At 39.3% G+C, this 14,105-nt stretch carries 15 protein-coding genes; 10 read left to right on the top strand and 5 right to left on the bottom strand.

The window, feature by feature from the left end:
• The first annotated feature begins 39 nt into the window (after nucleotides 1–39).
• Nucleotides 40–1,497, top strand: coding sequence for a protein adenylyltransferase SelO (locus tag ED622_RS11135; protein ID WP_122033987.1), 1,458 nt, complete (start codon nucleotides 40–42; stop codon nucleotides 1,495–1,497).
• Nucleotides 1,498–1,572: 75 nt separating this feature from the next.
• Here the strand turns inward: ED622_RS11135 and ED622_RS11130 are convergent, their stop codons facing one another.
• Nucleotides 1,573–2,076 carry a hypothetical protein gene (locus tag ED622_RS11130; RefSeq protein ID WP_254052625.1) on the bottom strand — a complete coding sequence of 168 codons (504 nt, stop codon included), beginning with the start codon at nucleotides 2,074–2,076 and terminating at the stop codon, nucleotides 1,573–1,575.
• A gap of 151 nt (nucleotides 2,077–2,227) precedes the next feature.
• Complete coding sequence (gene cspD / locus ED622_RS11125) at nucleotides 2,228–2,449, bottom strand: cold shock domain-containing protein CspD (RefSeq protein WP_122033982.1); 222 nt, start codon at nucleotides 2,447–2,449, stop codon at nucleotides 2,228–2,230.
• A gap of 394 nt (nucleotides 2,450–2,843) precedes the next feature.
• Between cspD and clpS the strand changes: the two genes are divergently transcribed.
• Nucleotides 2,844–3,164, top strand: coding sequence for an ATP-dependent Clp protease adapter ClpS (clpS, locus tag ED622_RS11120; RefSeq protein ID WP_122033979.1), 321 nt, complete (start codon nucleotides 2,844–2,846; stop codon nucleotides 3,162–3,164).
• A 42-nt stretch (nucleotides 3,165–3,206) separates the two neighbouring features.
• On the top strand, nucleotides 3,207–5,462 hold the full coding sequence (clpA, locus tag ED622_RS11115; RefSeq protein WP_122033976.1) for an ATP-dependent Clp protease ATP-binding subunit ClpA: 2,256 nt from the start codon (nucleotides 3,207–3,209) through the stop codon (nucleotides 5,460–5,462).
• A 90-nt stretch (nucleotides 5,463–5,552) separates the two neighbouring features.
• On the opposite strand, the gene infA is transcribed toward clpA, so the two are convergent.
• From infA to aat, 3 genes are all read right to left on the bottom strand, one after another.
• Nucleotides 5,553–5,771, bottom strand: coding sequence for a translation initiation factor IF-1 (infA, locus tag ED622_RS11110; RefSeq protein ID WP_005420180.1), 219 nt, complete (start codon nucleotides 5,769–5,771; stop codon nucleotides 5,553–5,555).
• Nucleotides 5,772–5,860: 89 nt separating this feature from the next.
• The gene (locus tag ED622_RS11105) at nucleotides 5,861–6,553 is read right to left on the bottom strand and encodes an arginyltransferase (RefSeq protein WP_122033973.1); all 693 of its coding nucleotides are present in this window, start codon (nucleotides 6,551–6,553) and stop codon (nucleotides 5,861–5,863) included.
• A 5-nt stretch (nucleotides 6,554–6,558) separates the two neighbouring features.
• A complete protein-coding gene (gene aat, locus ED622_RS11100) occupies nucleotides 6,559–7,269 on the bottom strand; it encodes a leucyl/phenylalanyl-tRNA--protein transferase (protein WP_122033970.1) in 711 nt (236 codons plus the stop codon).
• Between the two features lie 197 nt (nucleotides 7,270–7,466).
• On the opposite strand from aat, the gene aroA reads away from it, so the two are divergent.
• The 7 genes from aroA (at nucleotide 7,467) to pyrF (ending at nucleotide 14,061) form a co-directional block, all read left to right on the top strand.
• Complete coding sequence (aroA, locus tag ED622_RS11095) at nucleotides 7,467–8,747, top strand: 3-phosphoshikimate 1-carboxyvinyltransferase (RefSeq protein ID WP_122033968.1); 1,281 nt, start codon at nucleotides 7,467–7,469, stop codon at nucleotides 8,745–8,747.
• Between the two features lie 159 nt (nucleotides 8,748–8,906).
• Complete coding sequence (gene cmk / locus ED622_RS11090; RefSeq protein WP_045102547.1) at nucleotides 8,907–9,581, top strand: (d)CMP kinase; 675 nt, start codon at nucleotides 8,907–8,909, stop codon at nucleotides 9,579–9,581.
• Between the two features lie 96 nt (nucleotides 9,582–9,677).
• Nucleotides 9,678–11,351 (top strand): 30S ribosomal protein S1, encoded by a 1,674-nt coding sequence (rpsA, locus tag ED622_RS11085; RefSeq protein ID WP_060991473.1) that lies wholly within the window; start codon nucleotides 9,678–9,680, stop codon nucleotides 11,349–11,351.
• Nucleotides 11,352–11,410: 59 nt separating this feature from the next.
• On the top strand, nucleotides 11,411–11,692 hold the full coding sequence (ihfB, locus tag ED622_RS11080; protein WP_045102545.1) for an integration host factor subunit beta: 282 nt from the start codon (nucleotides 11,411–11,413) through the stop codon (nucleotides 11,690–11,692).
• 133 nt (nucleotides 11,693–11,825) lie between these two features.
• Complete coding sequence (locus ED622_RS11075) at nucleotides 11,826–12,110, top strand: LapA family protein (RefSeq protein ID WP_122033965.1); 285 nt, start codon at nucleotides 11,826–11,828, stop codon at nucleotides 12,108–12,110.
• Between the two features lie 7 nt (nucleotides 12,111–12,117).
• Nucleotides 12,118–13,287 (top strand): lipopolysaccharide assembly protein LapB, encoded by a 1,170-nt coding sequence (gene lapB / locus ED622_RS11070; protein WP_122033962.1) that lies wholly within the window; start codon nucleotides 12,118–12,120, stop codon nucleotides 13,285–13,287.
• Between the two features lie 69 nt (nucleotides 13,288–13,356).
• Nucleotides 13,357–14,061, top strand: coding sequence for an orotidine-5'-phosphate decarboxylase (pyrF, locus tag ED622_RS11065; protein WP_122033959.1), 705 nt, complete (start codon nucleotides 13,357–13,359; stop codon nucleotides 14,059–14,061).
• Nucleotides 14,062–14,105 lie beyond the last annotated feature (44 nt).

The raw sequence follows: 14,105 nt of genomic DNA, 5'->3' as shown, positions 1-14,105 counted from the left end.
GCTAGCGTTAGTTCATTGCACCGTTAATGGATTACTCTCATGTCTTTTTGGAACGCCTTTTCAATTACCACCCGTTATTCAGAACTGCCGAATTGTTTTTTTACCTATGTTCAGCCAACGCCATTAGAAAACGCTGATTGGCTAATATGGAACAGTGAATTGGCTATGCGATTTGGTTTACCTGAAATGCCGCAGAATAACCCAGAGCTGTTATCTTCTTTTTCTGGGGAGACTGTGCCGTCTGCTTTTTCACCATTAGCGATGAAATACGCCGGACATCAATTTGGTGGCTATAATCCTGATCTTGGTGATGGTCGCGGGTTATTACTTGCTGAAATAGCAGATAAAGAAGGAAACCGTTTTGATCTTCATTTAAAAGGAGCAGGGCTAACGCCTTATTCTCGCTCTGGTGATGGTCGAGCAGTACTTCGATCTACTATTCGTGAATATTTGTGCAGTGAGGCCATGGCAGGATTAGGTATCCCTACAACAAGAGCATTAGGGATGATGACGAGTGATACGCCTGTCTTTAGAGAAGGTTATGAAACAGGAGCCTTACTGATCCGAATGGCTGAGACTCATATTCGATTTGGTCATTTTGAGCATTTGTTTTATTCAAATTTATTGGCAGAGCAGAAATTATTAGCGGATAAAGTAATTGAATGGCATTTTCCAGATTGCTTAAATGAAGAGAAACCATATGTTGCAATGTTCAATCAAATCATAGATAGAACGGCATATATGATTGCACAGTGGCAGGCGGTTGGATTCGCTCATGGTGTTATGAATACGGATAATATGTCGATTATTGGTCAAACCTTTGATTATGGTCCTTTTGGTTTTCTTGATGATTATGAGCCCGGCTACATTTGTAATCATTCTGACTACCAAGGACGCTATGCATTTAACCAGCAGCCTAAAATAGGGTTATGGAATTTATCTGCACTGGCTCATTCTCTTTCTGCATTGATTGATAAATCAGATTTAGAAACCTCTTTAGAGCAATACGAAACTCAATTACATGGTTATTTTAGTCAGGCGATGCGGAAAAAATTGGGTCTTCTGTCTAAGCAAGAAGGAGACAGTCGTTTATTTGAATCGATGTTTGAGTTGCTGTCTCAAAATTCAGTCGATTACACTCGCTTTATGAGAGCTTTGTCTTATTTAGATACTCAAGATAAGCAAACGGTGGTGGATTTATTTATAGATAGAGACGCAGCAACATTATGGATGGACTTTTATCTAATACGCTGTGAAAGTGAAGCAGAGAACACCGAGATGCGTTGTCGGGAGATGAGAAAGGTAAACCCTAAATACATTCTTCGAAACTATTTAGCTCAGCAAGCGATTGATAAGGCTAAAGAAGGGGATTACAGGGAGGTTGATGTATTAGCTATGTTATTAGCGTCGCCATTTGATGAACACCCTGAATTTGAACAGTATGCTCAATTACCTCCTGAGTGGGGTAAGAAAATGGAAATTAGCTGTTCCTCATAATCGATAATCTTAGAAATAAAAAAGCAGCGATATTCGCTGCTTCTTTATTTTTGGTTAACATTTAATCTGTGTGATCTAAATCTTACTTTCTAAGCTGTGAAACATGAATTGCAGTAATTCGTTCATGGCATCTTTTCTACTATCATCGGTATTGGTGTAACCTTGTGCCAATATAGTCCAAGAGGCATTGACTTGATTGGGTAGAAATACAGCGATAAATACGCTGGCTTTATTTTTTTCTTGTTCATCTGCTGTATTTAAAGGCTGTAGACCTGTCAGTAGACCTGTTTTATTTAAAATCTGTTGATCACTAATCGCACTATCGATACCCAATCCATAGCCAATATAAAAATCTGCTTGTGTTAGGTTGTCAGTGTAGATAAAGCCTTTTTGTATTAACTCGTTTTTTAATGAGGTAATAAATTGTTGTTCCGTATTATTATCATTCAGTTCAGTGTTTAAGTAATTCGCACTAATCGTTGGGTGCCAAGAAAAAAAATGTTTTCCTGCAACCACGTCATTGATATTGCCAATGGTAACAAGATTAATCGTGCTTTTTTCTTCAATGGTTTCTGACACGCAACCACTTAGAAAAATGAACAATACGAAGGATAATAAATATTTCAAAGTTAAGGCCTAAAGTTGGACGTGATAAGAGTTGGAGTGTGGCTATTTTGATAGGTTCAAAAAAGGTGAGTACCAATACTCACCTTTTTAGTCGTCACGAAGGTTATTTAGCAAGCTCTCCTTCAAGTGGTTTAATTTCACTTGCGTGAAAGCCTTTTGGTCCTTCATGAATTTCGTAGGTAACGGCTTGCCCTGCTTTTAATGTGCGGTAGCCATCCATTTCAATTGTAGAATAGTGAGCAAAAATATCACCATCTTCATCTTCAGGACAAATGAAGCCAAACCCTTTAGCGTTATTGAACCATTTTACTGTACCTGTTGCCATGCTATACATCCTTCTGCATTTAATTTACCTAGCATAATGTTCATCAATTAAAAATCTGATTAATTGATAACCACTAATTACTACACTCTATTAAATCTAAAGAGGGAGTCAAGTACAATTTATTTACTTTTGTAACATTCACGCATTATATCACATCTGAGATTAACATTATTATCAGTAATATCAGATTGATAAATAAGTTGGTGATAACAAAAAAAACGCACTATCCTTTAGTTTGTATCGTCGATTTTGTATTCGATTAAGTAAAAAATAAGTGATAAAGACATGAAAATGACATCTTTTGTTTGATGTCGTTACCGGTCTGGATTAGGCTGAATAATAAGGGGATACTAAAAGGTATCTGGGAATGTTATTTAACTAATCAGTTGGCGACATGAGCAAACCATATGAATGGATTTCTCCTGATTCAGATGTATTGGAATTGGAGAAAACTGGGTTAAAACCACCACCAATGTATAAGGTGGTTTTAAATAATGATGATTACACTCCAATGGAGTTTGTTGTCGAAGTTTTAGATAAATTTTTTTCCATGGATTTGGAAAAAGCAACACAATTAATGCTAACAGTGCATTATGAAGGGAAAGCAGTATGTGGGGTTTTCACTGCTGAAGTTGCAGAAACTAAAGTTGCGCAAGTCAATACGTATTCGCGTGATAATGAGCACCCACTGCTGTGTACAATGGAACAAGCGTAAGTTTGTTCGTTACACCATATTTTGGTGTTTTGGGAGGTTCCTATGCTAAATAAAGAATTAGAAGCGAGTTTAAACAGCGCGTTTGCTCGTGCACGAGAAAAGCGTCATGAATTCATGACAGTAGAGCATTTGTTATTTGCTCTATTAGAGAACCCATCTGCTCACGAAGCTCTTTTAGCTTGCCATACCGATTTAAAGGCATTGGCAACTGAAATTGATGAATTCATTACACAAACGACGCCGTTGATTCCTGTTGATGATGAAAGTCGTGAAACTCAGCCTACGTTAAGCTTTCAACGTGTTCTTCAGCGAGCTGTTTTTCATGTTCAATCATCAGGTCGCAGTGAAGTCACTGGTGCAAATGTTCTTGTCGCTATTTTTAGTGAGCAAGAATCGCATGCCGCATACCTCCTTAAAAAGAATGACATTAGCCGATTAGATATTGTTAATTTTATCTCTCACGGTGCTCCAGAGCACGGAGATGAAAATAGCAATTCAAATAATGTCGAAACAGCAGTCGAAGCTAATTCCGAAGATCAGTTAGAAAGTTTTGCTACTAACTTAAATCAAGTAGCTAAAAATGGGGGGATTGATCCTCTTATTGGACGTGATCAAGAGCTTGAACGCACAATTCAAGTGCTATGCCGTCGTCGTAAAAATAACCCACTACTTGTTGGTGAAGCGGGCGTTGGTAAAACGGCCATTGCTGAAGGGCTGGCTTGGCGCATTGTTGAGGGGCAAGTTCCTGATGTAATTAAAGACTGCATTATTTATTCATTAGATATAGGTTCATTGCTTGCAGGAACTAAGTATCGTGGTGACTTTGAGAAACGCTTTAAAGCCATCTTAAAACAGCTTGAAAATGAAGAACATGCGGTATTATTCATTGATGAAATTCATACGATTATCGGTGCGGGTGCGGCGTCAGGCGGACAAGTGGATGCCGCTAACTTAATTAAGCCGTTATTAAGTAGTGGTAAGTTGCGTTGCATTGGCTCGACGACTTATCAAGAGCACAGCACTATTTTTGAAAAAGAGCGTGCATTGGCTCGTCGTTTCCAAAAAATTGATATTTTAGAACCATCATTGGATGACACTACTAAGATCCTTATTGGTCTTAAGAGTAAATACGAAGAGCATCATGAAGTTCGTTATACCAATAAAGCGCTACGAGCGGCGGTAGAGCTGTCTGCTAAGTATATTAATGAACGTCATCTACCAGATAAAGCGATTGATGTAATTGATGAGGCTGGAGCTCGCTGTCGTTTAATGCCTGCTAGTCGTCGAAAGAAAACCATCAATGTTGCAGATATTGAGTCGATGGTGGCTAAGATGGCAAGGATCCCTGAAAAATCAGTATCTTCTAGTGATAAAGATGTACTGAAGAAACTGGATGCGAAGCTTAAAATGTTAGTGTTTGGGCAAGACCAAGGCATTGATGTGTTATGTGAAGCTATTAAGCTGAGTAGAGCAGGTTTAGGTGCGGATAATAAACCAGTTGGTTCATTCTTGTTTGCTGGACCTACAGGGGTTGGTAAAACAGAAGTAACGGTTCAATTAGCAAAAGCTCTTGGTATTGAGCTTCTTCGTTTTGATATGTCTGAATATGGTGAGCGTCATACAGTAAGTCGTTTGATCGGTGCTCCTCCTGGCTATGTTGGCTATGAACAAGGTGGCCTACTAACAGATGCAGTTATTAAACACCCTCATTCAGTGGTTTTACTTGATGAACTAGAAAAAGCGCATCCAGATGTTTTTAACTTACTACTTCAAATTATGGATAATGGTACGCTGACTGATAATAATGGTCGTAAAGCAGATTTCCGTAATGTGGTTTTTGTTATGACAACCAATGCTGGGGTTCAAGAAACGGTGAAGAAATCGATTGGTCTTATTCAACAAGATCATAGTACTGATGCAATGGCGGCGATTAAAAAAATCTTTACGCCTGAATTTAGAAACCGTTTAGATAACATTATTTGGTTCGAGCATTTAAGCAAAGATGTGATATCTCTTGTTGTTGAGAAGTTCATTGTTGAATTGCAAGTGCAGTTGGATGCTCGCGGTGTTTCAATGGAAGTATCAAAAGAAGCGAAAGAATGGCTTGCAGAGAAAGGCTATGATAAAGCAATGGGTGCACGCCCAATGGCTCGAGTTATTCAAGAAAACCTGAAAAAACCAATGGCAAATGAATTGTTATTTGGTGAGTTAGTTAATGGTGGTACGGTTCGAGTTAAACTGAATAAAGGCGGAGAGCTTGCCTTTGAGTTTACCAGTGAAGCAGAAGCGGTACATTAATTGATTAATGTTTAAATAATAAAAAACCCAGTCATTGACTGGGTTTTTTTATTATTATTTATAGCAAACTAATTTGCTAAAAATGACAAATTAACGAGCACGGAAGACAATACGGCCTTTAGATAAATCGTAAGGAGTCATTTCAACTGTTACTTTGTCACCAGTAAGAATACGGATGTAGTTTTTACGCATTTTACCTGAGATATGAGCAGTAACAACGTGACCGTTTTCTAATTCTACGCGAAACATTGTGTTTGGTAGAGTATCTAGAACCGTGCCTTGCAGCTCAATTGCGTCTTCTTTTGCCATTGAATCCTCTTTATATAGATAGCTTTGGCTGATTTTTAAGCGGCCAATAATGCCCTTAAAAATGATGTATGTAAAGTTTGGTGGGCATTTTACCCTCGCCAGACCATATTTACTAGCTTTTGGTTAGGTTTATATCGATCTTTATATTTCATTGCTGGACAATCGTCTATTTGGTAACCAGGGTAAAGCCAGTTTTTTTGCAATTGTTTACATAATTTTAGTTGAATTAGAATAGAAACGGTTCCTAGAGATAACAGATGCTCTGGCTCAAAAAAGGTATACATAGCGCTGACTGAGTCAACTAAGATATCGGTTACTGCAATTGCTATAAGAACATTATTTTCATAAATATGAAGAAAATGGCTAGGTAACCATTCTGCTTGAGAAAATTCAAAAAATTGTTCCTCATTCGCAGGAAACATACTGCCTGATTGGTGGCGGGCGGTTATATATCGTTCATATAATGCGAACCATTCATCATCCATTTCTGTTTTTATTTCCCAAGTAAACGCAGATAATTTATTTAAAATTCGTTTTTGGCTTTTACTTGGTGAAAATTCTTCAGCATCAATTCGTAAAGGTTGGCAAGCACTACAAGCGTTACACATAGGTTTATAAATAGTAGCTCCGCTGCGTCTAAATCCAAGGCGAATTAATGCTTGATAACCCAGAGGTGAATGCAGCTCTTGATCCATAGCGACAGCTAGGCGTTCTCGCTGTTCGGGAAGGTAGCTACAAGGGCCTTCGGGGGTTAATCCAACTTCAAGAGAGTATTGACTCATGGTGATTATTTACCCCCTAATAATTGTGGTAGATAGCAATTTGATGCGACGTGAGTATTTACAAGTTTGTCCAGTGTGACCTTAAAGTCAGATCGTTTCATTTCTACTGCTCCTAGACTTTCAAGGTGAGGGTTCATCATTTGGCAGTCGATTAATTTCCCTCCAGAGTTAACAAAGTGTTCGCAAAATAGCCATAAGGCAATCTTAGAAGCGTTTGTCTGTAATGAAAACATAGACTCACCACAAAATACTTGGCCGATTTGGAGACCATACAGCCCACCAACAAGTTCATTATTGCACCAGACTTCAACAGAATGACAAATCCCCAATGTTGCGAGCTGCTTATAGGCGTGAATCATTTCAGGCATGATCCACGTCTCTTCTGCACTCCTAGTGGATGCACAAAGTTCAATCACTTGATCTGTTGATTTGTTTATGGTGACTTCATAGTTCGATTTTCTAAAAAACTTTCTTAAACTCTTCGATGGTGAAAATTGAGTCGGTAAAAAAACACCTCGAATACTTGGGCTCCACCATAAAATAGGATCACCAGAACTATACCAAGGGAAAATACCATGTTGGTAAGCATTGAGTAGACGAACTGAAGATAAGTCTCCCCCCATTGCAAGCAATCCATCAGGATCATTTAATGCACTTTCGATGGCAGGGAAAGGGCTTGTTTCATTTGAATCAAGTTGGGGCAAATAGATAGTCATAAGCAAAAGAAATAAGTATTCATTATTTTTAAGTAAAGAGACGACATTGCCTCTGGTACAACGCTTTGGTTTTCGTTACTCTGAAAGTATGAAGAATAACAAAAAATAACAATGAAAGCTGAAACAGCTATGCAATCATGAGGTGAAATACCGAGCGTAGCATTATTATTTATTTGTATAGGAATTTTTACATAAACATGGAAAGCTTAACTCTTCAACCAATTTCAAAAATTGATGGTCAAATAAATCTACCTGGCTCAAAAAGTGTTTCAAATCGAGCATTATTACTTGCTGCATTGGCTTCAGGGAAAACAACACTTACTAATCTACTTGATAGTGATGATATTCGTCATATGCTCAATGCACTAAAGTCATTAGGTGTGGAATATAATTTATCCGAAGATAAAACAGTTTGTGAAGTTATTGGCTTAGGTCATGCTTTTGAGCCAACTGAAGCTTTGGAGCTATTTCTTGGTAATGCAGGAACAGCAATGCGACCATTAGCGGCTGCATTATGTCTAGGCAAGGGTGAGTTTGTTCTTACTGGCGAACCTCGTATGAAAGAGCGTCCTATTGGTCATTTAGTTTCCGCATTAAAAGCGGCTGGTGCTGATGTCGAATATTTAGAAAATGAAAACTATCCACCATTAAAAATTAAAGGAACTGGCTTAAAAGGCGGAACGGTAGAAATCGATGGTTCTATCTCAAGTCAATTTTTAACGGCTTTTTTAATGGCGGCACCATTATCAAATCAAGATACGACAATTAATATTGTGGGTGATTTAGTCTCTAAACCATACATCGATATTACCTTAGATATCATGGCAACGTTTGGAGTTAAGATTGATAACAAAAACTATCAAACCTTTGTTGTTCCTGCTAATCAAACGTATGTTGCACCGGGTGACTTTCTTGTTGAAGGTGATGCATCGTCAGCGTCTTATTTCTTAGCGGCGGCAGCCATTAAAGGTGGTTCAGTTAAAGTCACGGGAATTGGCAAAAAAAGCATTCAAGGCGATGTTCAGTTTGCTGATGCGTTAGCGGCTATGGGTGCTGACATTGAATGGGGGGATGATTATGTTATTGCCCGCAAAGGTGAGTTAAAAGCCGTTGATATGGATTTTAATCATATTCCTGATGCCGCGATGACAATAGCGACTGCAGCGTTATTCGCAGAGGGCACGACCTCTATTCGCAATGTATATAACTGGCGTGTAAAAGAAACTGATCGCTTAGCGGCGATGGCGACAGAATTAAGAAAAGTGGGAGCAGAAGTCGAAGAAGGTGAGGATTACATTACGATAACGCCACCGACATCATTAAAGCATACAGCAATTGATACTTATGATGATCACCGTATGGCGATGTGTTTTTCACTCGTAGCATTGAGTGACACACCAGTGACGATTAATGATCCTGGTTGTACATCAAAAACGTTCCCTGATTATTTTGATAAATTAAAAGAGTTAAGTGTGTAATTTTTGATTTACAAGTAAGAGTACGATTTTATTGACATAAGCCCTGTATAAAAAGATACAGGGCTTTTTTAGTTTTTGGCTATCTAGAGTATATAAATAATCTGACTTGGGTATAATGCGCTCGTAGAAACCAATCACAATAAATAATTGGAGAACTCCATGACAACTCATTCACCAGTCGTTACTGTTGATGGTCCAAGTGGAGCAGGTAAAGGCACACTGTGCATGTTACTTGCAGAAAAGCTAGGTTATAACTTATTAGATTCTGGTGCGATTTATCGCGTGTTAGCATTAGCTGCAATCCACCATGGCGTTGATTTAGATTCAGAAGACGCACTTGTTCCGCTGGCTGCAAATCTAGACGTACAATTTAAGGCCGAAGGTGATTTAGTAAAAGTCATCTTAGAAGGCGAAGATGTGTCTTCTGAACTTCGTAAAGAAGAGACCGGAATGGCGGCTTCAAAAGTCGCGGCATTACCACAGGTTCGTGAAGCTTTATTGCGTCGCCAAAGAGCCTTTGCTTCGGCTCCTGGCCTTGTTGCTGATGGCCGAGATATGGGAACTGTTGTATTTACGGGCGCAGAAGTTAAGATATTTTTAGATGCAAGTGCTGAAGAACGAGCGAATCGCCGAATGAAGCAGTTGCAACAGAAGGGGTTAGATGTTAGATTTGACCGTCTTTTAGGCGAAATTCAAGAACGTGATGATCGAGACCGCAATAGAGCTGTCGCGCCATTACGTCCTGCTGAAGACGCTTTAGTATTAGATTCAACGTCAATGAATATTGAAGAAGTGGTTGCTCAAGCTATTGCTTTTATTGAATCTAAGCTATAATTAAAAACTTAGTTAGTTGCAAGGATGATAACTAACCTTACTATCAACCCCATGCGGTAGGATACCCATGGACGTTTAATATTGAAGATCAAATTAATGACTGAATCTTTTGCTCAACTCTTTGAAGAGTTTCTATCTGAAACTGAATTCCAACAAGGCAGCATCGTTAAAGGTACTGTAGTAGCTATCGAGAACGGTTTCGTTCTTGTTGACGCTGGCCTTAAGTCTGAAGCAGCAATCCCTGCTGAACAATTCAAGAACGCTGCTGGCGAACTTGAAGTTGAAGTTGGTTCTGAAGTAGACGTTGCTCTTGACGCTGTTGAAGACGGTTTCGGTGAAACTCAACTTTCTCGTGAGAAAGCGAAGCGTCACGAAGCTTGGATCCAACTTGAAAAAGCATACGAAGATGCTGAAACAGTTATGGGTGTTATCAACGGTAAAGTTAAAGGCGGCTTCACAGTTGAACTTAACGGTATCCGTGCATTCCTACCTGGTTCTCTTGTTGATGTACGTCCAGTACGCGACACTCTGCACCTTGAAGGCAAAGAGCTAGAGTTCAAAGTAATCAAACTTGACCAAAAGCGTAACAACGTTGTTGTTTCACGTCGTGCTGTTATCGAATCTGAAAACAGTGTTGAGCGTGACGAGTTACTTGCTTCTCTACAAGAAGGCATGGAAGTTAAAGGTATCGTTAAGAACCTTACTGACTACGGTGCATTCGTTGATCTAGGTGGCGTTGACGGTCTACTACACATCACAGATATGGCTTGGAAGCGTGTTAAGCACCCATCTGAGATCGTAAATGTTGGTGACGAGATCAATGTTAAAGTTCTTAAGTTCGATCGTGAGCGCACTCGTGTTTCTCTAGGTCTTAAGCAACTTGGCGAAGATCCATGGGTAGCTATCGCTAAGCGTTACCCAGAAGGTCACAAACTTTCTGGTCGTGTTACTAACCTAACTGACTACGGCTGCTTCGTTGAAATCGAAGAAGGCGTTGAAGGTCTAGTACACGTTTCTGAAATGGATTGGACTAACAAGAACATCCACCCTTCTAAAGTTGTTAATGTAGGCGACGAAGTTGAGGTTATGGTTCTTGAGATTGACGAAGAACGTCGTCGTATCTCTCTAGGTCTTAAGCAATGTAAAGCTAACCCATGGCAGACATTCGCTGAAGCGCAAGCTAAAGGCGACCACGTTACTGGTAAGATCAAATCTATCACTGACTTTGGTATCTTCATCGGTCTTGACGGCGGCATCGACGGTCTAGTTCACCTATCTGACATTTCTTGGAATGCTACAGGTGAAGACGCGGTACGTGAGTACAAGAAAGGCGACGAAATCTCTGCTGTAGTTCTAGCAGTAGATGCAGAACGTGAGCGTATTTCTCTAGGTGTTAAACAAATGGAAGAAGACCCATTTAACAACTACCTAGCAGACAACAAGAAAGGTACTCTAGTAAACGGTACTGTTTCAGCTGTTGACGCTAAAGGCGCTACAATCACTCTTGCAGACAGCGTAGAAGGTTACATCCGTACTTCTGAGCTTTCTCGTGACCGTGTTGAAGATGCATCTCTAATCTTAAGCGTTGGCGATAGCGTTGAAGCGAAGTTCACTGGTGTAGACCGTAAGAACCGCGTAGTTAACCTATCTATCAAAGCTAAAGATGAAGCTGACGAGCAAGAAGCAATGGCTTCACTGAACACTAAGTCTGAAGACGGTGGTTTCGGTAACGCTATGGCTGACGCTTTCAAAGCTGCTAAAGGCGAATAAGTAAATTTAAAGGGAGCGTAATGCTCCCTTTTCTTTCGATAACGTAGGAGAGGTCATTTATGACAAAATCTGAACTGATTGAACAACTGTGTAGTAAAAAGCCTCAACTTTCTGCTAAGCAGGTTGAAGATACAGTCAAGGAAATCCTTGAACAGATGGCAACAACGCTAGAGGGCGGGGATCGTATAGAGATTCGTGGTTTTGGTAGTTTTTCTCTACACTATCGAGAGCCTCGTTTAGGTCGTAATCCAAAAACTGGCGATAAAGTTGAATTGGACGGTAAATTCGTTCCTCACTTTAAACCAGGTAAAGAACTGCGTGAACGTGTGAATTTCAGCTAATGTGAATTGGCATATAAAAACGGCATACTTTTTAGTATGCCGTTTTTTTATGTTCATTTTCAGTGCGTTTAGGTGTATCTTTAGATTTGTAAAATAAGATACTTTGGATATTCATTAACTGGAGGAAATACCAGTGAAAATTGTTGTTGCTGTTTTATTGATTATTTTATTTTTGATCTCATTAGCCGTGGGAGCACAGAATCAGATTGTTGTGAATTTTAATTACTTGTTAGCTCAAGGTGATTTCCAATTATCTACTTTGCTTGGTATTTTCTTTGCTACTGGTTTTGGCCTAGGTTGGTTGATTTGCGGAAGTATGTATTTAAAAGTAAGTATGACTCAACGCCGTTTACGTAAACGTCTTGAAAAGAAAACGGTTGAGTTGGATAAATTACGTTTAGATTCAACAAAAGGGTAATAGCTGAATGTTAGAGTTGCTATTCCTATTATTACCTATTGCAGCAGGATACGGCTGGTATATGGGTAATAGGAGTGCGAGACAACAACGTCAAAGAGATACTAATCACCTGTCACGTCAATATGTGGCGGGTTTGAATCTATTGCTTTCTGACCAATCAGATAAAGCGGTAGATCACTTCATCGAACTACTCCAAGTTGATAGCGATACGATTGATACTCACCTTGCGCTAGGTAATCTTTTTAGAAGTCGCGGAGAGGTTGATCGAGCCATTAAAATTCACCAAAACCTCATTGCTCGTCCAAACCTAACGTTAGACCAACGTAATATCGCTCTACAGCAATTAGCCAAAGATTATATGGTTGCTGGTATTCTCGATCGAGCTGAAAAAATATTTGAGCAATTGATTGATGAACCCGATCATAGAGAAGCTGCTTTATTGCAACTTGTCGCTATTCATCAACAAACTCGTGAATGGGAACAAGCCATTATCTTTGCTAACAGTTTAGTCAAAATGGGTAAGAAAAAGCTAAAACCTGATATTGCTCACTACTACTGCGAATTAGCAATGCAGGAACTTGCAGAGAGTAACCTAAACAAAGCCAAGCAGAATTTAAAAAAAGCATTATCAGTTGATAATCAATGTGTACGTGCATCAATTATGATGGCTAAATTACTCATAGAAGAAGAAAATTATAAAGGCGCTGCAAGCCAGTTAGAGTCGGTACTAGATCAAGATATTGACTTTATAAGTGAAGCATTGCCGCTGTTAGCTGAGTGTTACGAACATCTAGATAGAGAAGGTTCACTGCTTAACTTCTTAAAAGAAGCGATTGCAAAAGGGGCTGGAGCAAGTGCAGAACTCATGCTTTCTAATTTAATAGCTAAGCATGAAGGTACGGCATTAGCACAAGGTTATATGACTAAGCAGCTTCTTAAAAACCCAACAATGAAAGGCTTCTATCGTCTGATGGGCTATCATGTTGATGAAGCTGAAGATGGTCGAGCAAAAGCAAGCCTAGCAAGTTTACAAAACTTGGTAGGGGAACAGTTAAAAATGAAGCCAAACTATCGCTGTGCCAAGTGTGGTTTTTCTGCACATCGATTATTTTGGCAATGTCCTTCTTGTAAAGGATGGGGCGTTATTAAGCCTATTAAAGGTTTAGATGGTGAATAATTAAGAGGCGCAATTTGTGCCTCTTTTTTTGAATAAAATGTAAGTAGATTAATTTCCCAAGGAGAGAAAATGAAAGACCAAAAGGTGATTGTGGCATTGGATTATGACAATCAAGCAGACGCATTAGCATTTGTTGATAAAATTGATCCTAGCTCTTGCCGACTAAAAGTAGGTAAAGAGATGTTTACTTTATTTGGCCCTGAGTTTGTAAAAGAGCTTCATAAGCGTGGTTTTTCTGTTTTTCTAGATTTAAAGTTTCATGATATTCCGAATACGTGTTCAAAAGCGGTACGTGCGGCTGCTGAAATGGGTGTATGGATGGTTAACGTTCATGCTAGTGGCGGTGAGCGTATGATGACCGCATCACGTGAGATTTTAGAACCGTATGGTAAAGATCGTCCATTACTTATTGGTGTAACAGTACTAACAAGTATGGAGCAACAAGATTTAGCGGGCATTGGTTTAGATATTGCACCACAAGAACAAGTGAAACGTCTTGCTGCATTGACTAAGAATAGTGGCTTAGACGGTGTTGTGTGTTCAGCACAAGAAGCATCAATGTTAAAAGCTGATCTAGGTAAAGAATTTAAATTAGTGACTCCTGGCATTCGTCCAGCAGGTTCTGCTGTAGGTGATCAAAAACGTATTATGACGCCAGTAGATGCTATTACTTCAGGTTCTGATTATTTAGTGATTGGTCGCCCAATTACACAAGCTGAGAATCCATCGCAAGTATTAAATGAGATTAACCTTTCTTTAGCGTCAGTTTTATAAGTGTGTAATTTGATAGGTGAAAGATTCTAAATTTGTAATCACCT

It is taken from the genome of Aliivibrio sp. EL58 (assembly GCF_900312675.1).
Classification (GTDB): Bacteria; Pseudomonadota; Gammaproteobacteria; order Enterobacterales; family Vibrionaceae; genus Aliivibrio.
The sequence above is the reverse complement of the archived record's forward strand: the minus strand, read 5'-3'. Positions and strand labels throughout refer to the sequence as shown.

Bases quoted from the DNA above. Each gene is read 5' to 3' on its own strand.
- ED622_RS11135 (WP_122033987.1), top strand. From the start codon at position 40: ATGTCTTTTTGGAACGCCTTTTCAATTACCACCCGTTATTCAGAACTG.
- cspD (WP_122033982.1), bottom strand. From the start codon at position 2,449: ATGGCAACAGGTACAGTAAAATGGTTCAATAACGCTAAAGGGTTTGGC.
- clpS (WP_122033979.1), top strand. From the start codon at position 2,844: ATGAGCAAACCATATGAATGGATTTCTCCTGATTCAGATGTATTGGAA.
- clpA (WP_122033976.1), top strand. From the start codon at position 3,207: ATGCTAAATAAAGAATTAGAAGCGAGTTTAAACAGCGCGTTTGCTCGT.
- infA (WP_005420180.1), bottom strand. From the start codon at position 5,771: ATGGCAAAAGAAGACGCAATTGAGCTGCAAGGCACGGTTCTAGATACT.
- ED622_RS11105 (WP_122033973.1), bottom strand. From the start codon at position 6,553: ATGAGTCAATACTCTCTTGAAGTTGGATTAACCCCCGAAGGCCCTTGT.
- aat (WP_122033970.1), bottom strand. From the start codon at position 7,269: ATGACTATCTATTTGCCCCAACTTGATTCAAATGAAACAAGCCCTTTC.
- aroA (WP_122033968.1), top strand. From the start codon at position 7,467: ATGGAAAGCTTAACTCTTCAACCAATTTCAAAAATTGATGGTCAAATA.
- cmk (WP_045102547.1), top strand. From the start codon at position 8,907: ATGACAACTCATTCACCAGTCGTTACTGTTGATGGTCCAAGTGGAGCA.
- rpsA (WP_060991473.1), top strand. From the start codon at position 9,678: ATGACTGAATCTTTTGCTCAACTCTTTGAAGAGTTTCTATCTGAAACT.
- ihfB (WP_045102545.1), top strand. From the start codon at position 11,411: ATGACAAAATCTGAACTGATTGAACAACTGTGTAGTAAAAAGCCTCAA.
- lapB (WP_122033962.1), top strand. From the start codon at position 12,118: ATGTTAGAGTTGCTATTCCTATTATTACCTATTGCAGCAGGATACGGC.
- pyrF (WP_122033959.1), top strand. From the start codon at position 13,357: ATGAAAGACCAAAAGGTGATTGTGGCATTGGATTATGACAATCAAGCA.